Here is a 20,026-nt window from a genome sequence, read left to right on the forward strand (position 1 = left end):
TTTACTTGCGTGGGTTAGCAACCCAGGTTGCCCTTGCGGGCACTAGTTCCCTTGCGGGGAATTAGCCCTGGCGCTGCTTGTGGCGCGGGTTCTCGCAGATCACCATGACCCGGCCATTACGGCGGATCACTTTGCACTTGTCGCAGATCTGCTTAACGCTCGGCTTGACCTTCATGGCGTTCCTTTGCGTGTTGCAGTTGGTCGGCTGTTGCGGCAATACCTAAGGTTTCCCAAGGCTGCCGCCCAGCAATTACTTGTAGCGGTAGACGATTCGACCACGTGTGAGGTCGTAAGGGCTCAGCTCCACCACTACGCGGTCCTCAGGGAGAATCCTGATGTAGTGCTGTCGCATCTTCCCCGAGATGTGTGCAAGAACGATGTGCTTGTTGGTGAGCTCAACGCGAAACATCGCATTGGGCAGCGCCTCAGTCACAACGCCCTCGATCTCAATGACCCCGTCCTTCTTGGCCATATCCTCCGCTAACTGTTGTTTGCCGCAGCCCTCCGGATAGGCACCGGAAAATCTGCGGACGTTTTTTGTTTGTTTGGCCGTCCGGCTCCTGCCACTCCACATAGCAGGACTCGCGACCTGTTAAATGGGCGTGGCTGTGCAGACAACCAACAGACAACTCTACGCTAATGCGGCGCGAATGTTAAATCCGCCCATGCTAGCGCAGACACCGGCGCGGTGTCACCCTTCTCCGTGCCGGAGAACCCCCTAGAACACGCTAAACCGCGCCGTAGGACGGGAAAGTCCCTGCCGCCGTCGTGATGGATTCCGCGGAAGCGACGCCGTCAAGAACAGCCAGGCGCACGGCGTCTGCCGCCGCGCTTTGCAGGGTAATGAGCGAGACCTGCCTCGCTTGTTCCGAACTGCGGTCGAGCCCGACGGCGCCCGTCGCCAGTGCGAACACCGTGTCGCCGTCGGCGAGGGTATGGGAAGGATTCAGAGCCCGGGCGAGGCCAGCGTGTGCGGCACTGGCAGTGCGCTTGCATTCGGCAGGGTCGAGGACCGCATTGGTCGCGACGACAACAAGCGTGGTGTTCAACGCCGGGGGCGCGGCCGGATTTGTGCTCCCGGGCTCCTCCCGCTGGGGCGATCCGCCAAAAGGCATGCCCAGCGCGTTCACCACTGCGAGCGCCCCCACCACCACTCCGTTGTCCAGGGTGATGGAGGACGTGCCCACTCCGCCTTTGAATGCGCCCCGTCCGATCACGGCACCGGTACCGGCGCCAATGTTTCCGCGCCCGACGTCGGCATGCTCACTTGCGGCTGCAGCCGCGGCGGCCGCTTCGTATCCCATGGCCTCGTCGGGGCGGGCTGCGAAGTCACCGCCGCGGCCCAAGTCGAAGATCGCGGCGGCCGGAACGATTGGCACTACTCCCCCGGGCACGGCGAACCCGCGCCCTTGTTCTTCGCACCATCGCTGGGCACCGTGGGCCGTGACCAAACCGAAGGCACTCCCACCCGTGAGCACCACTGCATCCACCGTGGGCACGAGGGTGGTGGGATCAAGCGCATCCGTCTCGTGCGTGCCCGGACCGCCGCCGCGCACATCGACCGATGCCACCGTCCCGGGCGGCGGGAGAACTACGGTCACCCCGCTCAGCCAACCGTCGCCGATCCGCTGGACATGTCCCACTCGGATTCCTGGCACATCAGTGATCTTGGAAGTCATGTGCCTATTCTGCTCCTACACTGCTGCGCCGATCCGGGACAGCGCGTCCCTCAGCGCCTTCGCCGAGATGTCGATGAAGTGCGCACCGTCGTACTGGGCGGCGCGCAAGTCGCTGAGCCGCGGCGCTTCGCCCCGTTCCGCCCGTTCCGCGTACTCCGCCGCCATGCTCCGGATGCTAGCCACTTCTTCGAGGTCCAAGTCCGGGTGCATGGCAATCCATTCAGGATCGTCGAGGCCGATTGGCAGGTGCAAGGTGGGGCCTGCGTTCTCGATCGAAAGCGGGAGGTCCGGGGTTTCGGCGTGCAGGATGCCGAGCACCGCGTCCCAATCGATCGAGCCGTGGCCGATCGGTGCGAAGATCCGCCCGAAGACACCGTCCTGTTCGCCCAGGACAAAGTCCCGCAGGTGGGTGGCCCGGGTATAGGGTGCCACGCGACGCGCAGCCGCCACCGGGTCCTCCCCTCGCACCACCACATTTGCTGTGTCAAAGGTGACCCCCAGGACATCCGGCCCCACGGCTTCGACCAGACGGACGATTTCGTAACTCGTGATCTCCTCGTGGGTCTCGATGTTCATGTGCACGCCGTGGTCCCGGGCCGCCGGCGCAAGGAGCCGCAGGAACTTCTCGATCGCCACGAGCTGATCGGCCCACGGTGCGTCGGTCCGGAAGCGGTCGAAAACGTAGTAACCCGGCATGCCGCGCTGGTAGTTGGCACACGCCACCCACAGGTCTGTCACGCCAGCGGCTTCGTGCGCGGCCTCGATCATCTTGATCATGCCGCGTGTGTAGTCGCCGTCGCCGAGCCTACGGACCTGGGGCGCTTCGGCCGTCGCGTACGGGTTGACCTTGGCGAGGCCCATCTGGAGGTAGAGATTGAGTGAATCCGCACAGTCCCGGACCTCTGCGAGCAAGCCGCGGTCCAGGGTCGGGGAGACGTCCATGACGCTTCGGAAGTACACGCCTTCCATCCCCATGCCATGTGCCCGCTCGAGGATACGGATCGCTGAGTCGTCCGCTTCGTGGGGGATCTTGCTTCCATCGACACCAATTCGCATTTTCTCGTCCTTAGCTAGTTCTTCCTGTTGTCTCGCCCGCCGCGGGTGCTTTTCGACGGGTATCTGCGTCGTCACCGAGGGTGGGCCTCCGGTGTTTCAAGCCGTGCCCTAACGCCCCCAGTTGTAAAACGTGGTTGACGAGGCGTAGTCGAAGTCCTTGACCGAGTGTGCAAGCACTGCCGTGAACTGCGCACGGTAGAGGATCATGGTGGGGGAACTGGCCCGCCAAGCGTCCACGAGTGCATTGATGTACGGCAGCTGGGCTTGCAGGCTTGGTGCGTCGTCGAGCTTCTTCATGAGCTCCGGAGTGCCTGGAATGCAGATGTGCTGGTTGTTGAAGCTGCTGCCACAGGTCATCTTCTTGCGGAGTTCGTAGGCCGCCACGGCACCGGCACTTTCGAAGAGCAGCGCGGATTGGTATTTGCCGGTATTGAACTTCGTGGCAAAGGCCGTGGGCGTCTGCGAATCGATATTGACAGTCACGCCGATTTCCTCCCACGAGGCTTTCAGGATCGTCGCAAGGGTCGAGACTCCGGGCGACGTTGGGTTGATCATGAGGTCGATCTGGGGATTCGCCAGGCCCGACTCCTTGACCAACGCCCGTGCCCGGTCCTTGTCAAGGGGGCGGGGGGCGGAACGTTGCGGGTCGAATCCGGGCGTCCCTGGAACGAACGGGCCGTAGTAGCTGTCCGCGTAGCCGTAGGCGACGCTGGCCTTGATCTGCTCGTACGGCACGGCGTACGTCAGTGCTTCACGCAATTTCGGATTGGACGTCACGCCTGACGAGTTGTCGAAGGATACGGTGACCGGGGCAAATGCCGGGGCCGTGGACACATTGCAGCAGTCGTTCTGGCTCAGTTCGTGGACCACGTAGGGCGGCAGTCCAAGCGTCACATCCGCCTCGCCTCGACGCGCCTGCAGCATCAGGGTCGGTATCGAGGTGATGAAGTTGACGCGGACCACCGGTTCTTTGGCAGCCGTGCCGTAGTAGTTCGGATTCCGTTTGAGCACCGCGTAGTTGTTTGCTACGTATTCATCCAGGACATAGGGGCCGCTGCTGCTGGCGGTGTGCGCGGCCAGCCATTGATTCGGCACGCCCTTCTTGTCCTCGCCATGTTCCTTGATGACCTTCGGGTCATAGATCGACCCGCGACTCTGCGCCAGGGTCACCAAGATCGCGGGATAGGCGCGTGACAGTTCGAGGCGGACAGTCTGGGGGTCTACTACTACGACCCCGCTGATCAGGGGCGGATCCGTCAGGCCTATCTGAAGGCCCAGGGAACCGCATCCGCCAATCGTGAGATTCCGCATGATCGAATACCTGACGGCCTCGGCATCCAAGGGGTTGCCGTTGGCGAACTTGGCCCCGGGGTGCAGGGAGAACGTGTAGGCCTTCCCATCAGGAGAGACCGTCCAGGTTGCGGCCAAGTCGCCCTTGACCCGGGCTGGATCTGTGTTGGCTACGAGCGTTCCGTCGGGCTGCTGATCCTCGTCGAGCTTGACCAGCCGGGCATAGAAATTACTGGCGAAACTGTTTTCGTTGCCGGCGCAGACGAAAGCCGGGTCGATATTGGTCAGCGTCGTGGCCCAGTTCACTGTGAACGGCCGGCTTGTCCCACCGGAAGAGTTCGCTGGGCTTGCGCAACCGGCCAAGGCGAGCAGGCCGGCGGCGGCGAGGAACGCCGTCGTCCTCTTCATCAGGACACGTGGGGTAGGCAGGGTCCTCATCTCACTTTCCTTCCGTGGCTGCGGCCGTTCCGGCCGCCGCAAGCGCCTTGGCCCGGCGGCGAGCGCCCGGAACGGCATCCAGCAGCGCCCGCGTATAGGGATGGGTGGTGTTGTCGAATACGTCCGCCGAGGTTCCGGCCTCTACGATCTGTCCCGAGTTCATGACGGCGATGTGATGGCTCATGAGCCGGGCCACTGCCAGGTCATGAACGATGAACAGATAGGTCAACCCAAGCTCATCCTGGAGGTCGCTCAGGAGATTGAGGACCTGCGCCTGGATGGAGACGTCCAGCGCGCTCACCGGTTCGTCCAAGACCACGAGGTCCGGGTTCAGGACCAGCGCCCGGGCGATCGCGATCCGTTGGCGTTGACCGCCGGAGAACGCGAAGGGATAGCGCTGCGCCTGCTTGACAGTGATGCCGACGCGGTCGAGCACTTCCTCGACCCGGCGCGAGCGCTCAGCGGCGTCCGAGACGCCATGGATGACCAATGGCTCTTCCACCAAGTCAGCGACCGTGAAGCGCGGGTCCAGTGAGCCGTTGGGGTCCTGGAACACCATCTGGATGCGCTTGCGCATCCGCCGCATCTGCGGCTTCGAGAGGGAGGTGAGGTCCACGCCATCGAACTCGATCAGGCCGCTGTCTACGCCCGTCAGGCCCATAACGCACGCCGCCGTGGTGGACTTGCCGCTGCCCGATTCTCCAACGAGTCCCAGTGTTTGTCCGCGGCGCAGTTCGAAGGAGACGTCCCGCAGGATCTGGGTCCGGTTCCGGGATCCGACTCCTCGGCCGTAGGACTTGTTGAGGTTCTCCACCCGCAAGAGCGGGGCTGTGGCTAGGTTGCTCATGCTGCATCTCCTGGGGTATCGCTCGCGAAATGGCAGCGGACGACGGCGCCGCTCGCCAAAGCGCGGGCCTCGGGACGTTCTGTTGCGCACCGCAGTTCATCCCGGCCAAGTGGGCATCGGGCGACAAAGGGGCATCCGGGCTCGTCCACGGAAAGGTCCGGGGGCGAGCCCGGGATGGCGGGCAACGCCCCGCGCTTGGTGGCGGCGGGGTCGATGACACAATCCAGAAGTGCCTTGGAGTACGGGTGTGCCGGCGAGCCGAAGAGGGACCGGGTACTGGTGGATTCGACGAAGCGGCCCGCGTACATGACGTTGACGCTGTCGCAGAGTTCTTCCACGATCCCCAGGTTGTGGGTGATCATGATCAACGCATTGCCGCGTTCGTCGCAGATTTTGGCCAGGAGGTCGAGCACTTGTGCCTGCGTGGTGACGTCCAGGGCCGTCGTGGGTTCGTCCGCGATGACCACGGTGGGGTCGTTGGCTATGGCCATGGCGATAAGCACGCGTTGCCTCATGCCCCCGGAGTATTGGTGGGGGTAGTCGGCGATCCTCCGCTGCGGATCGTTGACGCCCACCTCGGCGAGGAGTTCACAGGCCATTCTCCGCGCCACCTTGACAGACACGTCCTGGTGCACCCGGATGGTTTCCACGAACTGGCTTCCGATGGTCTTCAGGGGATCCAGGGCAGCCATCGGGTCTTGGAACACCAAGCCGATATCCTTGCCTCGGATCCTGGAGATCCCGGCGTCGTCGAGCCCCACGAGTTCTGTCCCGTTGAGCTTAACGCTGCCGCTGACGACCCGGCCCGGCTGCGGGACCAGCCCAACGAGTGACATGGCCATGGCGGATTTCCCGGAGCCCGACTCTCCCACGATCGCCAGGCGCTGGCGTTTGCGCAGCTCGAAGGAGACGTCACGCACAGCATGGACCGTTCCCGAGGCGGTGTCGAAGTCGGTGACGAGGCCGTTGACGCTGAGCACGAGCGATCGGTCTCGGTCCCCGTTCTCGGCCACGCTTTGGGAAGGTAAGGGAAATGCGTTGGTGTGCGACATCAGCGGGCTCCTACTCGGGTGCGGGGATCTGCCGCGGTCATGATGAGGTCCGCGACGAGGCTGACCACTACGTAGAGGATGGCGGCCAGCAGAAGAACTGCCTGGACCACGGCAAAGTCCTTCTGAATGATGGCGTCGGCCGTCATGGAACCAATCCCTGGCCACCCGAACACCTTTTCGACCAGCAGGCTCCCCGCCAGTAGGTCGGCGAACAAGAGCGACGCCGCCGGCAATAGCGACAAGAGCCCGTGCGGGGCCACGTGGCGCGTGTAAACGGGAAACCGGCGCAGACCATGGCTCTGGGCAACAGTGACGAAGGTTTCTCGCAGCGTGCCTCGAAGTTGGTTCCGGTACAGCCTGCTGAGGAAGGCGAACGGGCCCAGGGCGACGATCGTCGCGGGCAGGATCAGGTGCCAGGCGGCGTTGGCAAACGTTCCCCACTGTCCAGCCAGCACGGCATCCACGGTGAACATGCCGGTGATGTTTGGCGGACGGAGAGTCCCAGGTGACAGGCGACCTTCCGGACCCGGGAAGATCCCGAGCTGGATCGAGAGAACCAGCAAGGCAAGCAGCGCGATCCAGAAAGGTGGTGAACCCATGGCCAAGGAAGAGGCGACGCGGAGGAAGCGGTCCGGCCAGCGGCGTCGTGAGTAGACGGCGACGCTCGCGGCGAGGACTGCTGCCGCAATCGCAATGAGGACCGACAACAGCCCCAGTTCGATCGTGGCCGGTAGGCGCTGCGCAAGGAGGTTGCCCACACTGTTCCCGGTGCTGTAAGAGAAGCCGAAGTCACCGCGCAGAAGCGACCCCATGTAGTTCCCGTACTGGACGAGCAGGTTGTCATCCAAGCCCATTGATTTCCGCAGGGCCGCGATGGTGTCGTCGGTGGCCGTATCCCCGGCGATGGCCCGGGCCGGGTCACCGGGAACCTTGCGGAGGAGGATAAAGGCGAAGATCGAAGCCCCGAAGACAGTGGCCAGTGCCACGCCGAGTCGTTTGGAAATGGTGCTAATCATCAGGAAACCTCACTTTGCCTGGACGAATTCGCCGCGTGGGTCCAGGACTTCCCGGGCCCGGTCTGCGATCAGGGTGGTCAGGCTGACGGCAAGGAGCAGGCCCAGGCCGGGGAAACCGGCGATCCACCATTGACCGGTCAGGAAGAATTGCTGGCCGTCCGTGATCATTTCTCCCCATTCGGCGGTGGGCGGTTGTGCCCCGAGGCCCAAGTAGCCGAGGGCGGCGAGGGAGAGCACTGCCGCACCGAAGACGGCGGCCATCTGAAGGATCATGATCGGGACCAGGTGCGGGAAGACGTGGCGGAACAAGACGCGGGCCGGGTGTGCTCCGAGTGCCATGGTGGAGCGGATGAAGTCCTGGCCATACAAACGCATCACCTCACCGCGGAGGGTCCGCATGTACCAGGGGAACGAGTGTAGCGAGAGCCCGATGACCACGGCCGTCACGCCCGGCTTGAGCGCCATTGCGATGGCCATCGCCAGGAGGATGGCCGGGAAGCAGAGGATGGAGTTGGTCAACCAAGTGAAAAGCGTGTCCACCCAGCCGCGCATGGATCCCGCCAAAAGGGCTGCGATACAACCGAGCACGGCCCCGATCAAGGCAATGGTCAGGCCGGCCAGGATCGATGTCTGGCCACCCGCCAGAACCCGGGCCAGTACGTCACGGCCCGTGTCGTCGGTGCCCATGGGGTGGCCCAAGCTGGGAGCCTGGAGGACTGCGCCAAGGTTGATGGAATCGGGCTGCGCCCGCCAGACCAAGGGGCCCAACAATGTGGCCACAATAAGGGCGGCCAAGAGGGACAGGGTCATGGTCAATGTCGTGTCCCGTCTGAGGAAGTTCCTGAAAGGCCTGCTTCTGGCAGGGACAACGATCTGTGAGGCGGCAATGGCTGTCATGAGAGTCCTTCCTCTCCGGAAAGGATCGTGGCCGGTTCTTTCACAACGGCACCGATCGATGTGAGGAGCCCCCGCAACGTCGCGGCGCTGTGGAGCAGTTGACGACGACGCTCGGCCGGGCCGGGCTCGTCGTCCCAGTCGGCGAGCGCCGGGATACGCCCGTGCGCCACGCCGTCGTGCGTCGCAACACCGAGCCGGGCCAACTGGCCCAGCCCCGCGGCGTCGAGGTGGGGTTCGTGGGTGAACCACGATCGGTCGAAAACCGGAGAATCGAACTTTCCCCGGTGCTGTTCCAAGGTGAAGTCACTCACCCCGGCACTGAGAAGGTGGCCGAGGATCGCTTCCCAGTCGAAGACTCCCTCGCCGATTGCCCGCAGGCGGCGCCGGTATCCGTGGGGTAGGGGAAACAAGACCGCGTCTTCCAAGTGCGTCATCCTGATGTACGGTCCAAGGCTCCGGGCTGCCTCGATTGGGTCCTCTGCGCGGACCACGAGGTTGGCCACGTCGAATCCTATTCCGAACACCGCGGGATCCAGTGCCTGGACAAGTGCCAGCACTTCCGGTGAAGCCAGGTCTTCGTGGGTCTTGAGGTTGATGCGCACCCTGGCGTCCCGCGCCGCGGGTGCGAGCGCCTCGAGGTTCGCCCGTATGAGCCGGAGTTGCGCAGGGTGGTCGAGGAACCTGCCCTGCTCCACGGCACCTTGCCGTTCGGATCGGGTGTGAACGAAAAACTCGGTAATGCCAAGATCCACTCCCCTGGAAAGGGCTCTCCCCATCCCGGCCCTCACCGTGGCAGGATCGCCGAACGGCCCGGCGCAGCCGAGGCCAAGCTGGATCTCGACCCCGGAATGCCGGGCCTCCTCCGCCACCTCATCCAGTTCGCCAGGCTTGTCCGGTTGCGCAAGTGATTCACCGGAATGTTCCGCGGCGATGCTGTTGAGAACAACGAGCGTGAAGCCGTCGTCCACGGCGGCCTGCACTGATTCCACCAGTGGCCGGCTTTCGTGGCCTGGGTACCGGGTGAACTGCACCCCTAAGCGCGTCTCCGGCAATCTGCCAGTGCCGAGGAGCCGCGAATCTACCGGCAAGCGTGTGATCTGGGTCATGTTTGCCAAGATACACTCGTAAGACGTCTTACGAAAGAGTAGCTTTTCCAACCCCCATGTGAGACGCTTCGTTGACGTAAGTGGACCGGTCGCCGGCCGGAGCGAATGACGCGAATTTGCAAAAGCGCCGCCTGCCCCGGAGGTACCCGGATCTGCGAACTCAGAGCATTTCCTGGAAGGAGGCACCATGACCGTGAATGGCCGGCGCAGCGTCGTCGACGACGCGATCGACGACATCCGCCTGCGGATTCGGCAGGGCGAGTGGGGCTTGGGAGACCGCATTCCCCCCGAGCCGGAACTCGGAAAGGCCCTGGGCCTCAGCCGGGCGCCCCTGCGGGAAGCACTCCGGGCGTTGGTGCACGCGGGACTTCTCGTGACACGGCAAGGTGACGGGACCTTCGTCGCGGCCGTAGACGAACAAGAAGTCGCCCTGCGGAAGGGCCTCCAGGGAGCGGATCGATTCGAGGCCATCGAAGTCCGGCGCAGCCTTGACGTACCCGCGGCCGCCCTCGCCGCCCAGCGCCGGGACCAAGAGGATCTGGACAGGCTTCAGGATGCGCTGGAACGGCGCCGCGCTGCCGCGGAAGCCCACGACGACGACGGTTTCCGGCAGGCAGACATCGACTTCCACCGCGGCGTGGTGGACGCCGCGCACAACCAGCTTCTAGCTGGCATCTATGGCTCTCTTGCGGCGAGCATCGACGGTTCGTGGACATCACCGGCAGGCCTGGAGCGCGCAGCCAGCACCGAGCACGATAACCATGACGAGCTCTTCGAGGCGATCCGCGACCGCGCAGCCCAGGACGCCATGATGGTGGCCGGATCGATCCTCGACAACCAGGCTTCCGATTTGGAAGGCAAGCCCCCACGTTCCACTCGCTCGTAGCTTCTCCGGACCACCACCCCCAAGGAGACCAGTGATTACCCGCATCAAGGCCGCCTTCGTCATTGGATACGCCGACGGCGACCACTGCATCCTGCCCAACGCGGAGCTGGTCCACGAGGACGGGACCATTGTCTTCGTGGGCAGGGACTATCCCGGAGCAGTGGACATCAATATCGACGCCGGGCAGGCTGTCGTCTCCCCCGGGTTCATCGACCTGAACGCCTTGGCAGACATCGACCATGCCCTCTTCGATTCTTGGCCCGACCCCACCCGGCGGCTGGGGCTCGTCTGGTCCGAGTCCTACTTGAGGGACCATGGGGCTGTCTTCACACGCGAGCAGCTACGATTCCGACGTGAGTTCGCCCTCTCGCAATTGGTACGCAACGGCATCACTACGCTCATGCCCATTGCATCCGAGAGCTACCACGAGTGGTGCGAGGACTACGAGGACCTTGCCGACACCGCCGACGCCGTCGAGGCGCTTGGCGTCCGGGCCTACCTGGGGCCGAGCTACCGCACGGCGGTCCCCTATACCGACGGCAAACGGGTGATGCTCCATGAGGATGAACGGCGAGGCCTCGACGGTCTGGATCAAGCGGTCCGCTTCGCCCAGGACTTCGAAGGGAGGGCTCATGGGCTGATCCGGGCGGCCCTGCTACCTGCGCGGATCGAAACGCAGACCGAAAAGACCCTCCAACTCACTCGCCAAGCTGCCGATGAGTTAAAGCTCCCCGTGCGCCTGCACGCCGCCCAAGGTCTCTTCGAAGTCGAGACCATGATCTCCCGCACGGGCAGGCGTCCGCTCCCCTACCTGGCCGATCTTGGTTTCCTCGCCGAACGCACGTTCATCCCCCACGCTTGGACCATCCCTGGCCATTCGCATATGCCTGCCGCCTTCGGCACCGGGGACGATCTGGCTCTCCTCTCTGATTCGGGGACAACTGTCCTGCTCTGCCCCATCCCCATGGCGCACTACGGCGGGATGCTCGACAGCTACGACTCCTACCGCGAGCGCGGAGTGCGGATCGCGCTGGGGACGGACTCCGCCCCGCCGAACATGATCCGCGCCATGGACCTCGCGATGGGCATGACCAAAACTCTCACCGGGGACCGTTCAAGCGCCCAGGCCGCGGACTTGCTTCGCTCCGCCACCGTGGACCCCGCCGAGTCGCTGGGCCGTTCCGACCTGGGCCGTCTGGCACCTGGAGCGCAGGCGGACTACTTTGTCCTGGACTTGACCGGGAGCCACATCGGCCCACTCGCCGATCCCGTCCGCACCCTGATCATGAACGCGGACGGACGGGACATCACGCAGGTGGTCGTGGCCGGCCGCACCATTGTGGACAAGGGAGAAATCGTCACCGTGGACACGAGCGGCTACCGGGAACGTGCGCAGGAATTCCTGGACCACTACATTGCCTCACTGACCGTTTCGGACTTCGCCCGGCGCCCTCTCCACGAGCTCCTTCCGCCCAGTTTCCCCTTGCGCTAATCAGCGCAAGTAGTCCAGGCGCCGCCGGAGGACGTCGACGGCGACGCACCCTCACATGGCAGCCTCGCCGTCGTCGAGGGCACTATCCGGAAGGGATCCCCCGCGCCCTAGCGGCGCGCCATGCCCTCTTCAGAAAAAACGGTAGTCGTGCCTCGAATGTAAACACGGCCCCACCCGCCACGAAACACCGAGTAAACGAACGCAGAAGGCTTGTCCAACAATCCCGGGTATGCCCGATTTTTTGACTTGACAGGTGCTCCCGTGTGGTGAGGTAAAGCTAGCCGCCCCTCGACTCACTCGTCCGAATCCGGCGCGCCCCGATATCTGCAAACCGTTAGAGATCCCCAATGACAAGACAACTGACTGGCAGCCCCGCGGCCCCTGCGGCCCCCGCGCAGACTGTCCCGGCCCGTCAAAGCCGCGGACGTTGGTCCGGGCGAACGCGACGCGACTTCTTTGTGTTCCTGGCGCTGGCCTTGCCGAACCTGGCGCTGATTGCCGTGTTCACGTATCTGCCCCTGATCAACAACGTGTACTACTCAACCCTCGACTGGACCTTGGGCTCAGCATCGGCCACCGTTGTGGGAATCGACAACTACATCAACTTCTTCACCAGCTCCGATGCCCCGCAGGTACTTGGCACAACGGCTATGTTCACAGTGGTCACCGTCGGCGGCTCCATGGTGCTGGGGCTCTTGGTCGCCTTGGCCTTGAACTCCAAGGTCCGCGGCACCACCTTTGCGCGTTCCGCGGTTTTCGCCCCCTATGTCCTCAGCGGCGTAGGCGTTGGCCTCGTGTGGCTGTTCATCTTCGACCCCGGCTACGGCGTCCTGTCTTGGCTTCTCCGAGGCATCGGCCAGCAAAGCCCGCAATGGATCAACGATCCGCAGCTTGCCCTGGTAATGGTCATCATCGTCTACGTCTGGAAGAACCTGGGCTACTGTGCCGTCGTATACCTCGCAGGGCTCCAATCGCTCCCGAAAGACGTCATGGAGGCAGCCTCCTTGGATGGCGCCAACGGCATCCGCCGCTTCATGAGCATTTCGGTTCCGCTGCTCTCGCCCACCACCTTCTTCCTGCTCATCACCACGATGATCAGCTCGCTGCAAGCCTTCGACCTGATCCGGATCATGACGCCGTTGGGCAACGGCACCAGCACCCTGATCTACGAGGCCTATCTTCAAGCCTTCGGAGCCTACAACCGCGCAGGGTACTCCGCCTCCATCTCGGTGGTGCTCTTTGCCATCCTGCTCATCATCACCGTGCTCCAGCTGCGGTTCGTCGAACGGAAGGTGCACTACTCATGAGCACGCTCTCTCCCGTCAGCCCTAACCCCGCAAGCGGCGTCGGGACCCGGAATGCCCCCGACGCCGGTCCGGGACTCCCAGTGCACCGCGACCGGCCCTTCTCCCGCACAAACCTCGTCCAGACACTGGCCGGTGGCTACATCCCCCTGATTGTCGCCACCTTGGTGGTGGTCCTGCCGCTGTTGTGGATGGTACTAAGTTCCTTCAAGCAACCCGGCGAGATCGTCACCGTGGATCTCAAGATCCTCCCGCAAGGCCTGAACCTGGAGAACTACCACACGGCCATGACCACAGTGCCGTTCGGACGGTTCTTCCTGAACAGCCTGATCGTTACCACCGTGGGCTCCACGGTGAAGGTGATCCTGGCTATCCTGACGGCTTACGCCCTGGTATTCGTCCGGTTCCCGTTCAAGAACGTCATCTTCGTCGTGATACTCGTGGCCTTGATGGTGCCGCCGCAGGTGTCGATCCTCCCGAACTACATCCTGATCGCGGGAATCGGCGGGAAGAACACCCTGTGGGGAATCATTCTTCCAGGCCTCGGCACGGCCTTCGGAACCTTTCTCCTTCGCCAGCACTTCAAGACCCTCCCGGGATCCATCCTCGAAGCGGCGGAAATCGACGGCGCAGGTCATTGGCGCAGGCTGTGGCAAGTCGTCGTCCCCGTGTCGCTCCCCTCCATCGCCACCGTGGCCCTCGTCACCGTGGTCAGCGAATGGAACGACTACATCTGGCCGCTCATCATTACCGACAGGCCGGAAACCATGACTCTCCCTGTCGGCCTGACCTTGCTTCAGAACTCTGAAGGAAACGGCGCCGGCTGGGGAATCCTGATGGCCGGGGCAGTCCTGGTGATCATCCCCATCCTCCTGGTCTTCGCAGCGTTGCAGCGCTATATCGTTGCCGGGCTCACCCAGGGCAGCGTCACCGGCTAGCGGCGCCGCACCATCACCCGTGCGTTCCCCACCCGGCCGAACCGCGGCCCGGCCGAACCGTACGAAATACCTCACCACCTTTGCATCCTTGAGAGGACCAACCATGGCAATGAATCTTGACCGTAGAAACTTCCTGGGGCTCGCTGGACTTGGAGTCGGCGCCGCTGCCCTTGCGGCCTGCGGCGGTCCGTCGACCGGCGGCAGCGTTGCAAGCAGCGGACCTTCGGACGTCGACTTCACCGGCGTCAAGCCCGCCGGCTCGTTCGACTTCTGGACCAGCCACCCCGGGCAGTCGCAGAGCGTCGAGCAATCCATCATTGACAAATTCCAGGCGAAGTTCCCGGACATCAAAGTGAACCTCGTAACGGCAGGCGCCAACTACGAGGAAATCGCCCAGAAGTTCCAGACGTCGCAAGCTGCGAAGTCGGCCCTCCCCGGCCTCGTGGTGCTCTCCGACGTCTGGTGGTTCCGCTACTACACCAACGGCAACATCATTCCGCTCGACGGACTCATCAAGCAGTTGGACTTCAAGATTGATGACTTCCAGAAGTCCCTCGTGGCGGACTACCAGTACGCCAATAAGCAATGGGCGCTACCCTACGGCCGCTCCACCCCGCTCTTCTACTACAACAAGGACCACTTCAAGGCCGCCGGCCTCCCGGACAGGGCGCCGAAGACCTGGCAGGAATTCGCCGACTGGGCCCCCAAGCTCCAGGCCAGCTCAGGCGCGAAGTACGCCTACATCTACCCGGCCCTCGCCGGATACGCCGGCTGGACGCTGCAGAACAACCTGTGGGGCTGGGGCGGTAGCTGGTCCAATGGGTGGACCTTCAACTGCGATTCCACGGAGTCAGTCGCGGCCTTGCAGTGGGCCCAGGACTCGATCTACAAGGACAAGTGGGCCGGAGTCTCCTCCAAGAGCGCCGCGGACGATTTCGCCGCGGGCATTACGTCTACCACGATCTCCTCCACCGGTGACCTGCTGGGCGTACTGAAGTCCGCTAAGTTCAACGTCGGCGTCGGTTACATGCCGGGCGGACCCAAGGCTGAGACCAACGTCTGCCCCACCGGCGGCGCCGGCCTGGGCATTCCCAGCGGCGTCAGCAAGGAGGTCCAGCTCGCTGCCGCCACCTTCCTGAAATTCATGACCGAACCGGAAAACACGGCGGCCTTCTCCGCCGCGACGGGCTACATGCCCACCCGTCTCTCTGCGGACATGACAGCAGTCCTCGCAAAGACTCCCCAGATCAAGACGGCCATGGATCAGCTCGCAGTCACCAAGGTGCAGGACAACGCCCGAGTGTTCCTGCCCGGTGCCGATCAGGAGATGGCCAAGGCCGCCGCGAAGATCCTCACCCAGCAGGGCGACGTCAAAGCGACCATGACGGACCTTAAGGCAACCCTCGACAGCATCTACACCAAGGACGTGAAGCCCAAGCTCAAGAGCTAGGCAACACCCACGCTACGCAAAATCCCTGGCGAAACCCGAGTTCGGGCGTCGCTAGGGATTTTCTGTATCGGTACCTGTTGGGGGCGTCAGGGAATCGGGACAGGCACGACGCCGAGCGGCACCAGCTGCTCTGCTCCGCCGTCGGGGGCCGAAAGCACCCAGATGCCCTTTTCGTGGACGGCGACCGAGTGCTCCCACTGGCAGGAACGCTTGCCGTCGGTGGTCACCACGGTCCAGTCGTCGTCGAGGGTGGCCGTCTCGATGCCGCCACGGACGAGCATGGGTTCAATGGCAAGGCACAATCCTGGCCGGATCTTGGGGCCCCGATGGGTGGTGCGATAGTTCAAGACGTCAGGGGCCATGTGCATCTCTGAACCGATACCGTGGCCTACGTAGTCCTCCAGGATGCCCAGCGGCTTTCCCGGTACGGAAGAGACGTAGTCATCCACGGCGTTACCGATGTCGCCGACGAACTTGCCCTTGGCCAAAGCGGCGATTCCACGCCACATGGCGGCCTGGGTGACATCCGAAAGCCGCTGGTCCTCTGGGTCGGCAGTGCCAACTATCACCGTCCGTGCGGAGTCGGAGTGCCAACCATCAACAATCGCCCCGCCATCAATCGAAATGATGTCCCCGTCCTGCAGGACGCGGTCCCCGGGGATGCCGTGGACTACTTCCTCGTTGACGGAGGTGCAAATGGTGGCCGGGAAGCCGTGGTACCCGAGGAAGTTCGACTTCGCGCCGGCGTCGTTCAGGACCGCCGCGAAGACGGCGTCGATCTCCCGTGTGGTGACGCCGGGTTTCGCAGCCGCAACGGCCGCGTCGAGGGCGCTGCTGAGGACCAATCCGGCCTCGTGCATCTTGCGCATTTGCTCGTTGGTCTTGTATTCGATGCGGGGCTGGCCGAACGCCATGGTCTCCTCTTGTAGTGTGCTGCTTGTGGTGGGCTGCAGAACCAGATCACCCTCTGATCTCCCCCATTTTCCCGCATCTGCGGCCTAGTTCGAAACCGGCCCTGAGATCGTTCCAGGAACCACCCCGTTCCGGGGCCGCACAAGGGAACAGAAAAGGGTGTGTCCCGCGCCCACAGCGCCGGCCACACCCTTTTCATCACATCGTGCGGAACTAGACCGCCTTGGCCGCCTCGATGGCCAGCAACACGCGATCAGTGACCTCGTCGATGCCGCCGATGCCATCGACTTTGGTCAGGATGCCACGTTCGGCGTACTTGGCCACCACGGCCTCCGTCTGCTCGTGGTAGAGGTCCAGGCGGTGGCGGATGACGGCTTCGTTGTCGTCCGAGCGTCCGGTCTCCTTGGCGCGTCCCAGCAGGCGCGAAACAAGTTCCTCGTCGTCGGCCGTCAGCTGAAGCACGACGTCGAGCTTCTCTTCGGTGTCGGCAAGGATCTGGTCCAGGTATTCCACCTGGGCGGTGGTGCGCGGGTAACCGTCGAGCAGGAAGCCGTTTTCGACGTCGTGCTCGCTCAGGCGGTCACGGACCATCTTGTTGGTCACGCTGTCCGGAACGAAATCGCCGGCGTCCATGTACTTCTTGGCTTCGATACCCAGCGGGGTTTCGCCCTTGACGTTTGCACGGAAGATGTCGCCCGTGGAAATGGCGACTACGCCCAAGCGCTCGGAAATCCGCTCAGCTTGGGTTCCCTTGCCCGAACCCGGAGGTCCAATGATCAGCATTCTCGTCATCGCAAAAGCCCTTCGTAGTGACGTTGTTGTAGCTGCGCATCAATCTGCTTGACGGTCTCCAAGCCAACACCCACCATGATCAGGATTGACGTGCCACCGAACGGGAAGTTCTGGTTGGCGTTGATCAGGACGAGTGCAACCAGCGGAATCAATGCCACGAAGCCCAGGTAAAGGGCACCGGGGAGGGTAATCCTGGAAAGCACGTACTGCAGGTAGTCCGCGGTCGGTTTGCCCGCCCGGATGCCCGGAATAAACCCGCCGTACTTCTTCATGTTGTCCGAGACCTCTTCAGGGTTGAAGGTGATCGCGACATAGAAGTACGTGAAGAACACAATCATGACGAAGTACAGCGCCATGTAGATGGGGTGGTCACCCTTGGTGAGGTTGTTGTTGATCCACTCAACCCAGGGAGCCAATGACTCTCCTGCTTTGGGCCGGTTGAACTGCGCAACCAGTCCGGGCAGGTAGAGCATGGAGGAGGCGAAGATGACGGGCACGACGCCGGCCATGTTCACCTTGATGGGGATGTACGTGCTGGTGCCGCCCACGGTGCGTCGGCCGATCATACGCTTCGCGTACTGGACCGGAATGCGCCGCTGGGACTGCTCAACGAACACGACGAGTGCGACTGTCACCAGACCGATGGCCAACACCGTGAAGAACGTGCCCGGGCCCTTGGAACGCCAGATGGCACCCAGGGAGGTCGGGAAGCCGGCAGCGATGGAGGTGAAGATGAGCAGGGACATACCGTTGCCCACGCCCTTCTCAGTGACCAATTCGCCCATCCACATGATGAGGCCCGTACCGGCCGTCAGCGTGATGACCACAAGAATCGTGGCGATGATGCTGTTATCCGGGATGATCGGCAACTGGCAGTTGGGCAGCAGCTGCCCGGAGCGAGCCAGGGACACCAGGGTGGTGGCGTTCAACAGACCCAGCGCAATGGTCAGATAGCGCGTGTACTGCGTCAGCTTCGACTGGCCCGAGGCACCTTCTTCGTACAACTGCTGGAACCGCGGAATGACCACGCGGAGCAACTGCACGATGATGCTGGCCGTGATGTACGGCATGATCCCCAGGGCAAAGATAGAAACCTGCAGCAGTGCACCACCGCTGAACAGGTTGACGAGCTGGTAGAGGCCGCCCTGGTCCTGATTGCTTGACAAACATTGCTGAACATTTTGGTAGCTCACACCAGGCGAGGGGATAAAAGCGCCCAAGCGGAAGATTGTGATGATTCCCAGCGTGAACAACAACTTGCGTCGCAGATCAGGCGTCCGAAATGCCCGGCCGAATGCGCTTAGCAAGCGTCCTCCTGAGTTAAAAGTCCAAGGGTGTCGAAGGGGTCATTGAAACCCAACACCCGAGTCTAACGGCTTGATACGCCATGCGAACAATCGAGGGGGTCGCGTCACACGAAAAAACTCCCGGCGCGAAGGGCCGAAGCCCCTCACACCGGGAGTCAATTCACAGCGGGCGAACGCCCCAGAGCCCTTAGAGGGCTGTGGTGGTTCCGCCTGCTGCTGCAATCTTTTCAGCTGCGCTGGAAGAGAAAGCGTGGGCGGTGACGTCGACCTTGACGGTGATGTCGCCAGTGCCCAGCACCTTGACGGGCTGGTTCTTGCGAACGGCACCCTTCTCAACCAGAGACTCGACAGTGACAACGCCACCTTCCGGGAACAACTCGTTGAGCTTGTCCAGGTTGACAACCTGGAACTCAACCCGGAACGGGTTCTTGAAGCCGCGAAGCTTCGGCAGGCGCATGTGCAGCGGCAACTGGCCGCCGGCAAAGCCAGCCTTGACCTGGTATCGGGCCTTCGTACCCTTGGTACCGCGACCGGCGGTCTTACCCTTGGAGCCTTCACCACGACCAACACGGGTCTTGGCAGTCTTGGCACCCGGGGCGGGACGCAGGTGGTGGACCTTCAGAGTGTTCTGCTTGTCAGCGGCCTCTGCGGCGGTTTTGTTCTCAGCCATTACTTCGCCTCCTCTACATTCACGAGGTGCGGAACCGTGTTGAGCATTCCAACAGTCACGGCATCAGCGGTACGGACAACAGTGTGTCCGATGCGCTTGAGGCCGAGGGACCGCAGGGTTTCACGCTGGTTCTGCTTGGCGCCGATGACGCCCTTGATCTGGGTGATCTCCAACTGAGCGTCGGAGGGAGTCAGGTTCTTAGCCATGACTAAACACCTGCCTTCTGGTTCTGGAGTGCGCGCACCAGAGCAGGAGGAGCAACCTCGTCCAGCGGCAGGCCACGGCGGGCTGCCACGGAAGCGGGCTCTTCCAATCGCTTCAGGGCGTCAACAGTCGCGTGAACGATGTTGATGGCGTTCGAGGAACCGAGCGACTTGGAGAGAACGTCGTGGATACCGACGCATTCCAGTACCGCGCGGACCGGACCACCGGCGATAACACCGGTACCCGGGGAAGCCGGACGCAGCATGACAACGCCTGCTGCTGCCTCACCCTGCACGCGGTGCGGGATGCTGTTGCCAACGCGGGGAACGCGGAAGAAGGACTTCTTGGCCTCTTCAACACCCTTTGCGATAGCTGCCGGAACTTCCTTGGCCTTGCCGTAGCCAACGCCAACCATGCCGTTACCGTCACCGACGACCACCAGGGCGGTGAAGCTGAAGCGACGACCACCCTTGACGACCTTGGCAACACGGTTGATGGTTACAACGCGCTCTACGAACTGGCTCTTCTCGGCCTCGCGACCGCCGTCGCGGCCACCACGGCCACCACGGTCGCCGCGGCCCTGGCCACGGTCACCACGCTCGCCACGACGGCCGCCGCGGCGGTCGTCAGTGGCAGCAGCGGTCTCAGTTGCCTCAGCAGCTGCAGCTTCAGTCACCTGAATGTCCTTTT

At 63.1% G+C, this 20,026-nt stretch carries 21 protein-coding genes; 5 read left to right on the top strand and 16 right to left on the bottom strand.

Annotated features, from left to right (window positions below):
• Nucleotides 1-61: 61 nt before the first annotated feature.
• The 10 genes from rpmJ to HNP00_RS15400 form a co-directional block, all read right to left on the bottom strand.
• On the bottom strand, nt 62-175 hold the full coding sequence (rpmJ, locus tag HNP00_RS15355) for a 50S ribosomal protein L36 (protein WP_011775570.1): 114 nt from the start codon (nt 173-175) through the stop codon (nt 62-64).
• A 75-nt stretch (nt 176-250) separates the two neighbouring features.
• Nucleotides 251-472, bottom strand: a complete 222-nt coding sequence (gene infA, locus HNP00_RS15360) for a translation initiation factor IF-1 (RefSeq protein ID WP_009358723.1) — start codon at nt 470-472, stop codon at nt 251-253.
• A gap of 256 nt (nt 473-728) precedes the next feature.
• The gene (locus HNP00_RS15365) at nt 729-1,679 is read right to left on the bottom strand and encodes a P1 family peptidase (RefSeq protein WP_184740592.1); all 951 of its coding nucleotides are present in this window, start codon (nt 1,677-1,679) and stop codon (nt 729-731) included.
• A 15-nt stretch (nt 1,680-1,694) separates the two neighbouring features.
• Entirely contained in the window at nt 1,695-2,735 is a 1,041-nt protein-coding gene (locus HNP00_RS15370; RefSeq protein ID WP_184740594.1) for a sugar phosphate isomerase/epimerase, read from the bottom strand.
• Nucleotides 2,736-2,843: 108 nt separating this feature from the next.
• Nucleotides 2,844-4,463 (bottom strand): ABC transporter substrate-binding protein, encoded by a 1,620-nt coding sequence (locus HNP00_RS15375; RefSeq protein ID WP_184740596.1) that lies wholly within the window; start codon nt 4,461-4,463, stop codon nt 2,844-2,846.
• 1 nt (nt 4,464) lies between these two features.
• Nucleotides 4,465-5,310, bottom strand: coding sequence for an ATP-binding cassette domain-containing protein (locus HNP00_RS15380; protein WP_184740598.1), 846 nt, complete (start codon nt 5,308-5,310; stop codon nt 4,465-4,467).
• The gene (locus HNP00_RS15385) at nt 5,307-6,362 is read right to left on the bottom strand and encodes an ABC transporter ATP-binding protein (protein WP_184740600.1); all 1,056 of its coding nucleotides are present in this window, start codon (nt 6,360-6,362) and stop codon (nt 5,307-5,309) included. The genes HNP00_RS15380 and HNP00_RS15385 overlap by 4 nt, the downstream gene beginning before the upstream one ends.
• Nucleotides 6,362-7,378, bottom strand: coding sequence for an ABC transporter permease (locus tag HNP00_RS15390; RefSeq protein WP_184740602.1), 1,017 nt, complete (start codon nt 7,376-7,378; stop codon nt 6,362-6,364). The genes HNP00_RS15385 and HNP00_RS15390 overlap by 1 nt, the downstream gene beginning before the upstream one ends.
• Nucleotides 7,379-7,387: 9 nt before the next feature.
• Nucleotides 7,388-8,275, bottom strand: coding sequence for an ABC transporter permease (locus tag HNP00_RS15395; protein WP_184740603.1), 888 nt, complete (start codon nt 8,273-8,275; stop codon nt 7,388-7,390).
• On the bottom strand, nt 8,272-9,381 hold the full coding sequence (locus tag HNP00_RS15400) for a sugar phosphate isomerase/epimerase (RefSeq protein ID WP_184740604.1): 1,110 nt from the start codon (nt 9,379-9,381) through the stop codon (nt 8,272-8,274). Before HNP00_RS15400 ends, HNP00_RS15395 begins: the two co-directional genes overlap by 4 nt.
• Before the next feature lie 187 nt (nt 9,382-9,568).
• On the opposite strand from HNP00_RS15400, the gene HNP00_RS15405 reads away from it, so the two are divergent.
• From HNP00_RS15405 to HNP00_RS15425, 5 genes are all read left to right on the top strand, one after another.
• Nucleotides 9,569-10,267, top strand: a complete 699-nt coding sequence (locus HNP00_RS15405) for a FadR/GntR family transcriptional regulator (RefSeq protein WP_184740605.1) — start codon at nt 9,569-9,571, stop codon at nt 10,265-10,267.
• Nucleotides 10,268-10,298: 31 nt separating this feature from the next.
• Nucleotides 10,299-11,759, top strand: coding sequence for a chlorohydrolase family protein (locus HNP00_RS15410; protein WP_184740606.1), 1,461 nt, complete (start codon nt 10,299-10,301; stop codon nt 11,757-11,759).
• A 347-nt stretch (nt 11,760-12,106) separates the two neighbouring features.
• Nucleotides 12,107-13,066 (top strand): carbohydrate ABC transporter permease, encoded by a 960-nt coding sequence (locus HNP00_RS15415; protein ID WP_184740607.1) that lies wholly within the window; start codon nt 12,107-12,109, stop codon nt 13,064-13,066.
• Complete coding sequence (locus HNP00_RS15420; protein WP_184740608.1) at nt 13,063-14,001, top strand: carbohydrate ABC transporter permease; 939 nt, start codon at nt 13,063-13,065, stop codon at nt 13,999-14,001. Before HNP00_RS15415 ends, HNP00_RS15420 begins: the two co-directional genes overlap by 4 nt.
• A gap of 103 nt (nt 14,002-14,104) precedes the next feature.
• Nucleotides 14,105-15,451, top strand: a complete 1,347-nt coding sequence (locus HNP00_RS15425; protein ID WP_184740609.1) for an ABC transporter substrate-binding protein — start codon at nt 14,105-14,107, stop codon at nt 15,449-15,451.
• Between the two features lie 86 nt (nt 15,452-15,537).
• Here the strand turns inward: HNP00_RS15425 and map are convergent, their stop codons facing one another.
• From map to rpsE, 6 genes are all read right to left on the bottom strand, one after another.
• Nucleotides 15,538-16,365 carry a type I methionyl aminopeptidase gene (gene map / locus HNP00_RS15430; protein WP_184740610.1) on the bottom strand — a complete coding sequence of 276 codons (828 nt, stop codon included), beginning with the start codon at nt 16,363-16,365 and terminating at the stop codon, nt 15,538-15,540.
• 211 nt (nt 16,366-16,576) lie between these two features.
• On the bottom strand, nt 16,577-17,146 hold the full coding sequence (locus HNP00_RS15435; protein WP_184740648.1) for an adenylate kinase: 570 nt from the start codon (nt 17,144-17,146) through the stop codon (nt 16,577-16,579).
• Between the two features lie 5 nt (nt 17,147-17,151).
• Nucleotides 17,152-18,462, bottom strand: a complete 1,311-nt coding sequence (gene secY / locus HNP00_RS15440) for a preprotein translocase subunit SecY (protein ID WP_184740611.1) — start codon at nt 18,460-18,462, stop codon at nt 17,152-17,154.
• A gap of 187 nt (nt 18,463-18,649) precedes the next feature.
• Nucleotides 18,650-19,132 carry a 50S ribosomal protein L15 gene (gene rplO, locus HNP00_RS15445; RefSeq protein WP_184740612.1) on the bottom strand — a complete coding sequence of 161 codons (483 nt, stop codon included), beginning with the start codon at nt 19,130-19,132 and terminating at the stop codon, nt 18,650-18,652.
• A complete protein-coding gene (gene rpmD, locus HNP00_RS15450) occupies nt 19,132-19,338 on the bottom strand; it encodes a 50S ribosomal protein L30 (RefSeq protein WP_059387371.1) in 207 nt (68 codons plus the stop codon). Before rpmD ends, rplO begins: the two co-directional genes overlap by 1 nt.
• 2 nt (nt 19,339-19,340) lie before the next feature.
• Nucleotides 19,341-20,012: a 30S ribosomal protein S5 gene (gene rpsE, locus HNP00_RS15455; protein WP_184740613.1), complete on the bottom strand. Its 672-nt coding sequence runs from the start codon at nt 20,010-20,012 to the stop codon at nt 19,341-19,343.
• Nucleotides 20,013-20,026 lie beyond the last annotated feature (14 nt).

Origin of the sequence: Arthrobacter sp. AZCC_0090, from assembly GCF_014207375.1 — a bacterium.
In the GTDB taxonomy this organism is placed as follows: domain Bacteria; phylum Actinomycetota; class Actinomycetes; order Actinomycetales; family Micrococcaceae; genus Arthrobacter.

Coding starts and splice junctions, on each gene's coding strand:
- HNP00_RS15400 (WP_184740604.1), bottom strand. CDS start 9,381: ATGACCCAGATCACACGCTTGCCGGTAGATTCGCGGCTCCTCGGCACT.
- HNP00_RS15420 (WP_184740608.1), top strand. CDS start 13,063: ATGAGCACGCTCTCTCCCGTCAGCCCTAACCCCGCAAGCGGCGTCGGG.
- infA (WP_009358723.1), bottom strand. CDS start 472: ATGGCCAAGAAGGACGGGGTCATTGAGATCGAGGGCGTTGTGACTGAG.
- HNP00_RS15425 (WP_184740609.1), top strand. CDS start 14,105: ATGGCAATGAATCTTGACCGTAGAAACTTCCTGGGGCTCGCTGGACTT.
- HNP00_RS15405 (WP_184740605.1), top strand. CDS start 9,569: ATGACCGTGAATGGCCGGCGCAGCGTCGTCGACGACGCGATCGACGAC.
- HNP00_RS15385 (WP_184740600.1), bottom strand. CDS start 6,362: ATGTCGCACACCAACGCATTTCCCTTACCTTCCCAAAGCGTGGCCGAG.
- rpmD (WP_059387371.1), bottom strand. CDS start 19,338: ATGGCTAAGAACCTGACTCCCTCCGACGCTCAGTTGGAGATCACCCAG.
- HNP00_RS15375 (WP_184740596.1), bottom strand. CDS start 4,463: ATGAGGACCCTGCCTACCCCACGTGTCCTGATGAAGAGGACGACGGCG.
- HNP00_RS15390 (WP_184740602.1), bottom strand. CDS start 7,378: ATGATTAGCACCATTTCCAAACGACTCGGCGTGGCACTGGCCACTGTC.
- HNP00_RS15435 (WP_184740648.1), bottom strand. CDS start 17,146: ATGCTGATCATTGGACCTCCGGGTTCGGGCAAGGGAACCCAAGCTGAG.
- map (WP_184740610.1), bottom strand. CDS start 16,365: ATGGCGTTCGGCCAGCCCCGCATCGAATACAAGACCAACGAGCAAATG.
- rplO (WP_184740612.1), bottom strand. CDS start 19,132: ATGGCTGAGAACAAAACCGCCGCAGAGGCCGCTGACAAGCAGAACACT.
- HNP00_RS15395 (WP_184740603.1), bottom strand. CDS start 8,275: ATGACAGCCATTGCCGCCTCACAGATCGTTGTCCCTGCCAGAAGCAGG.
- HNP00_RS15370 (WP_184740594.1), bottom strand. CDS start 2,735: ATGCGAATTGGTGTCGATGGAAGCAAGATCCCCCACGAAGCGGACGAC.
- HNP00_RS15380 (WP_184740598.1), bottom strand. CDS start 5,310: ATGAGCAACCTAGCCACAGCCCCGCTCTTGCGGGTGGAGAACCTCAAC.
- rpmJ (WP_011775570.1), bottom strand. CDS start 175: ATGAAGGTCAAGCCGAGCGTTAAGCAGATCTGCGACAAGTGCAAAGTG.
- HNP00_RS15415 (WP_184740607.1), top strand. CDS start 12,107: ATGACAAGACAACTGACTGGCAGCCCCGCGGCCCCTGCGGCCCCCGCG.
- HNP00_RS15365 (WP_184740592.1), bottom strand. CDS start 1,679: ATGACTTCCAAGATCACTGATGTGCCAGGAATCCGAGTGGGACATGTC.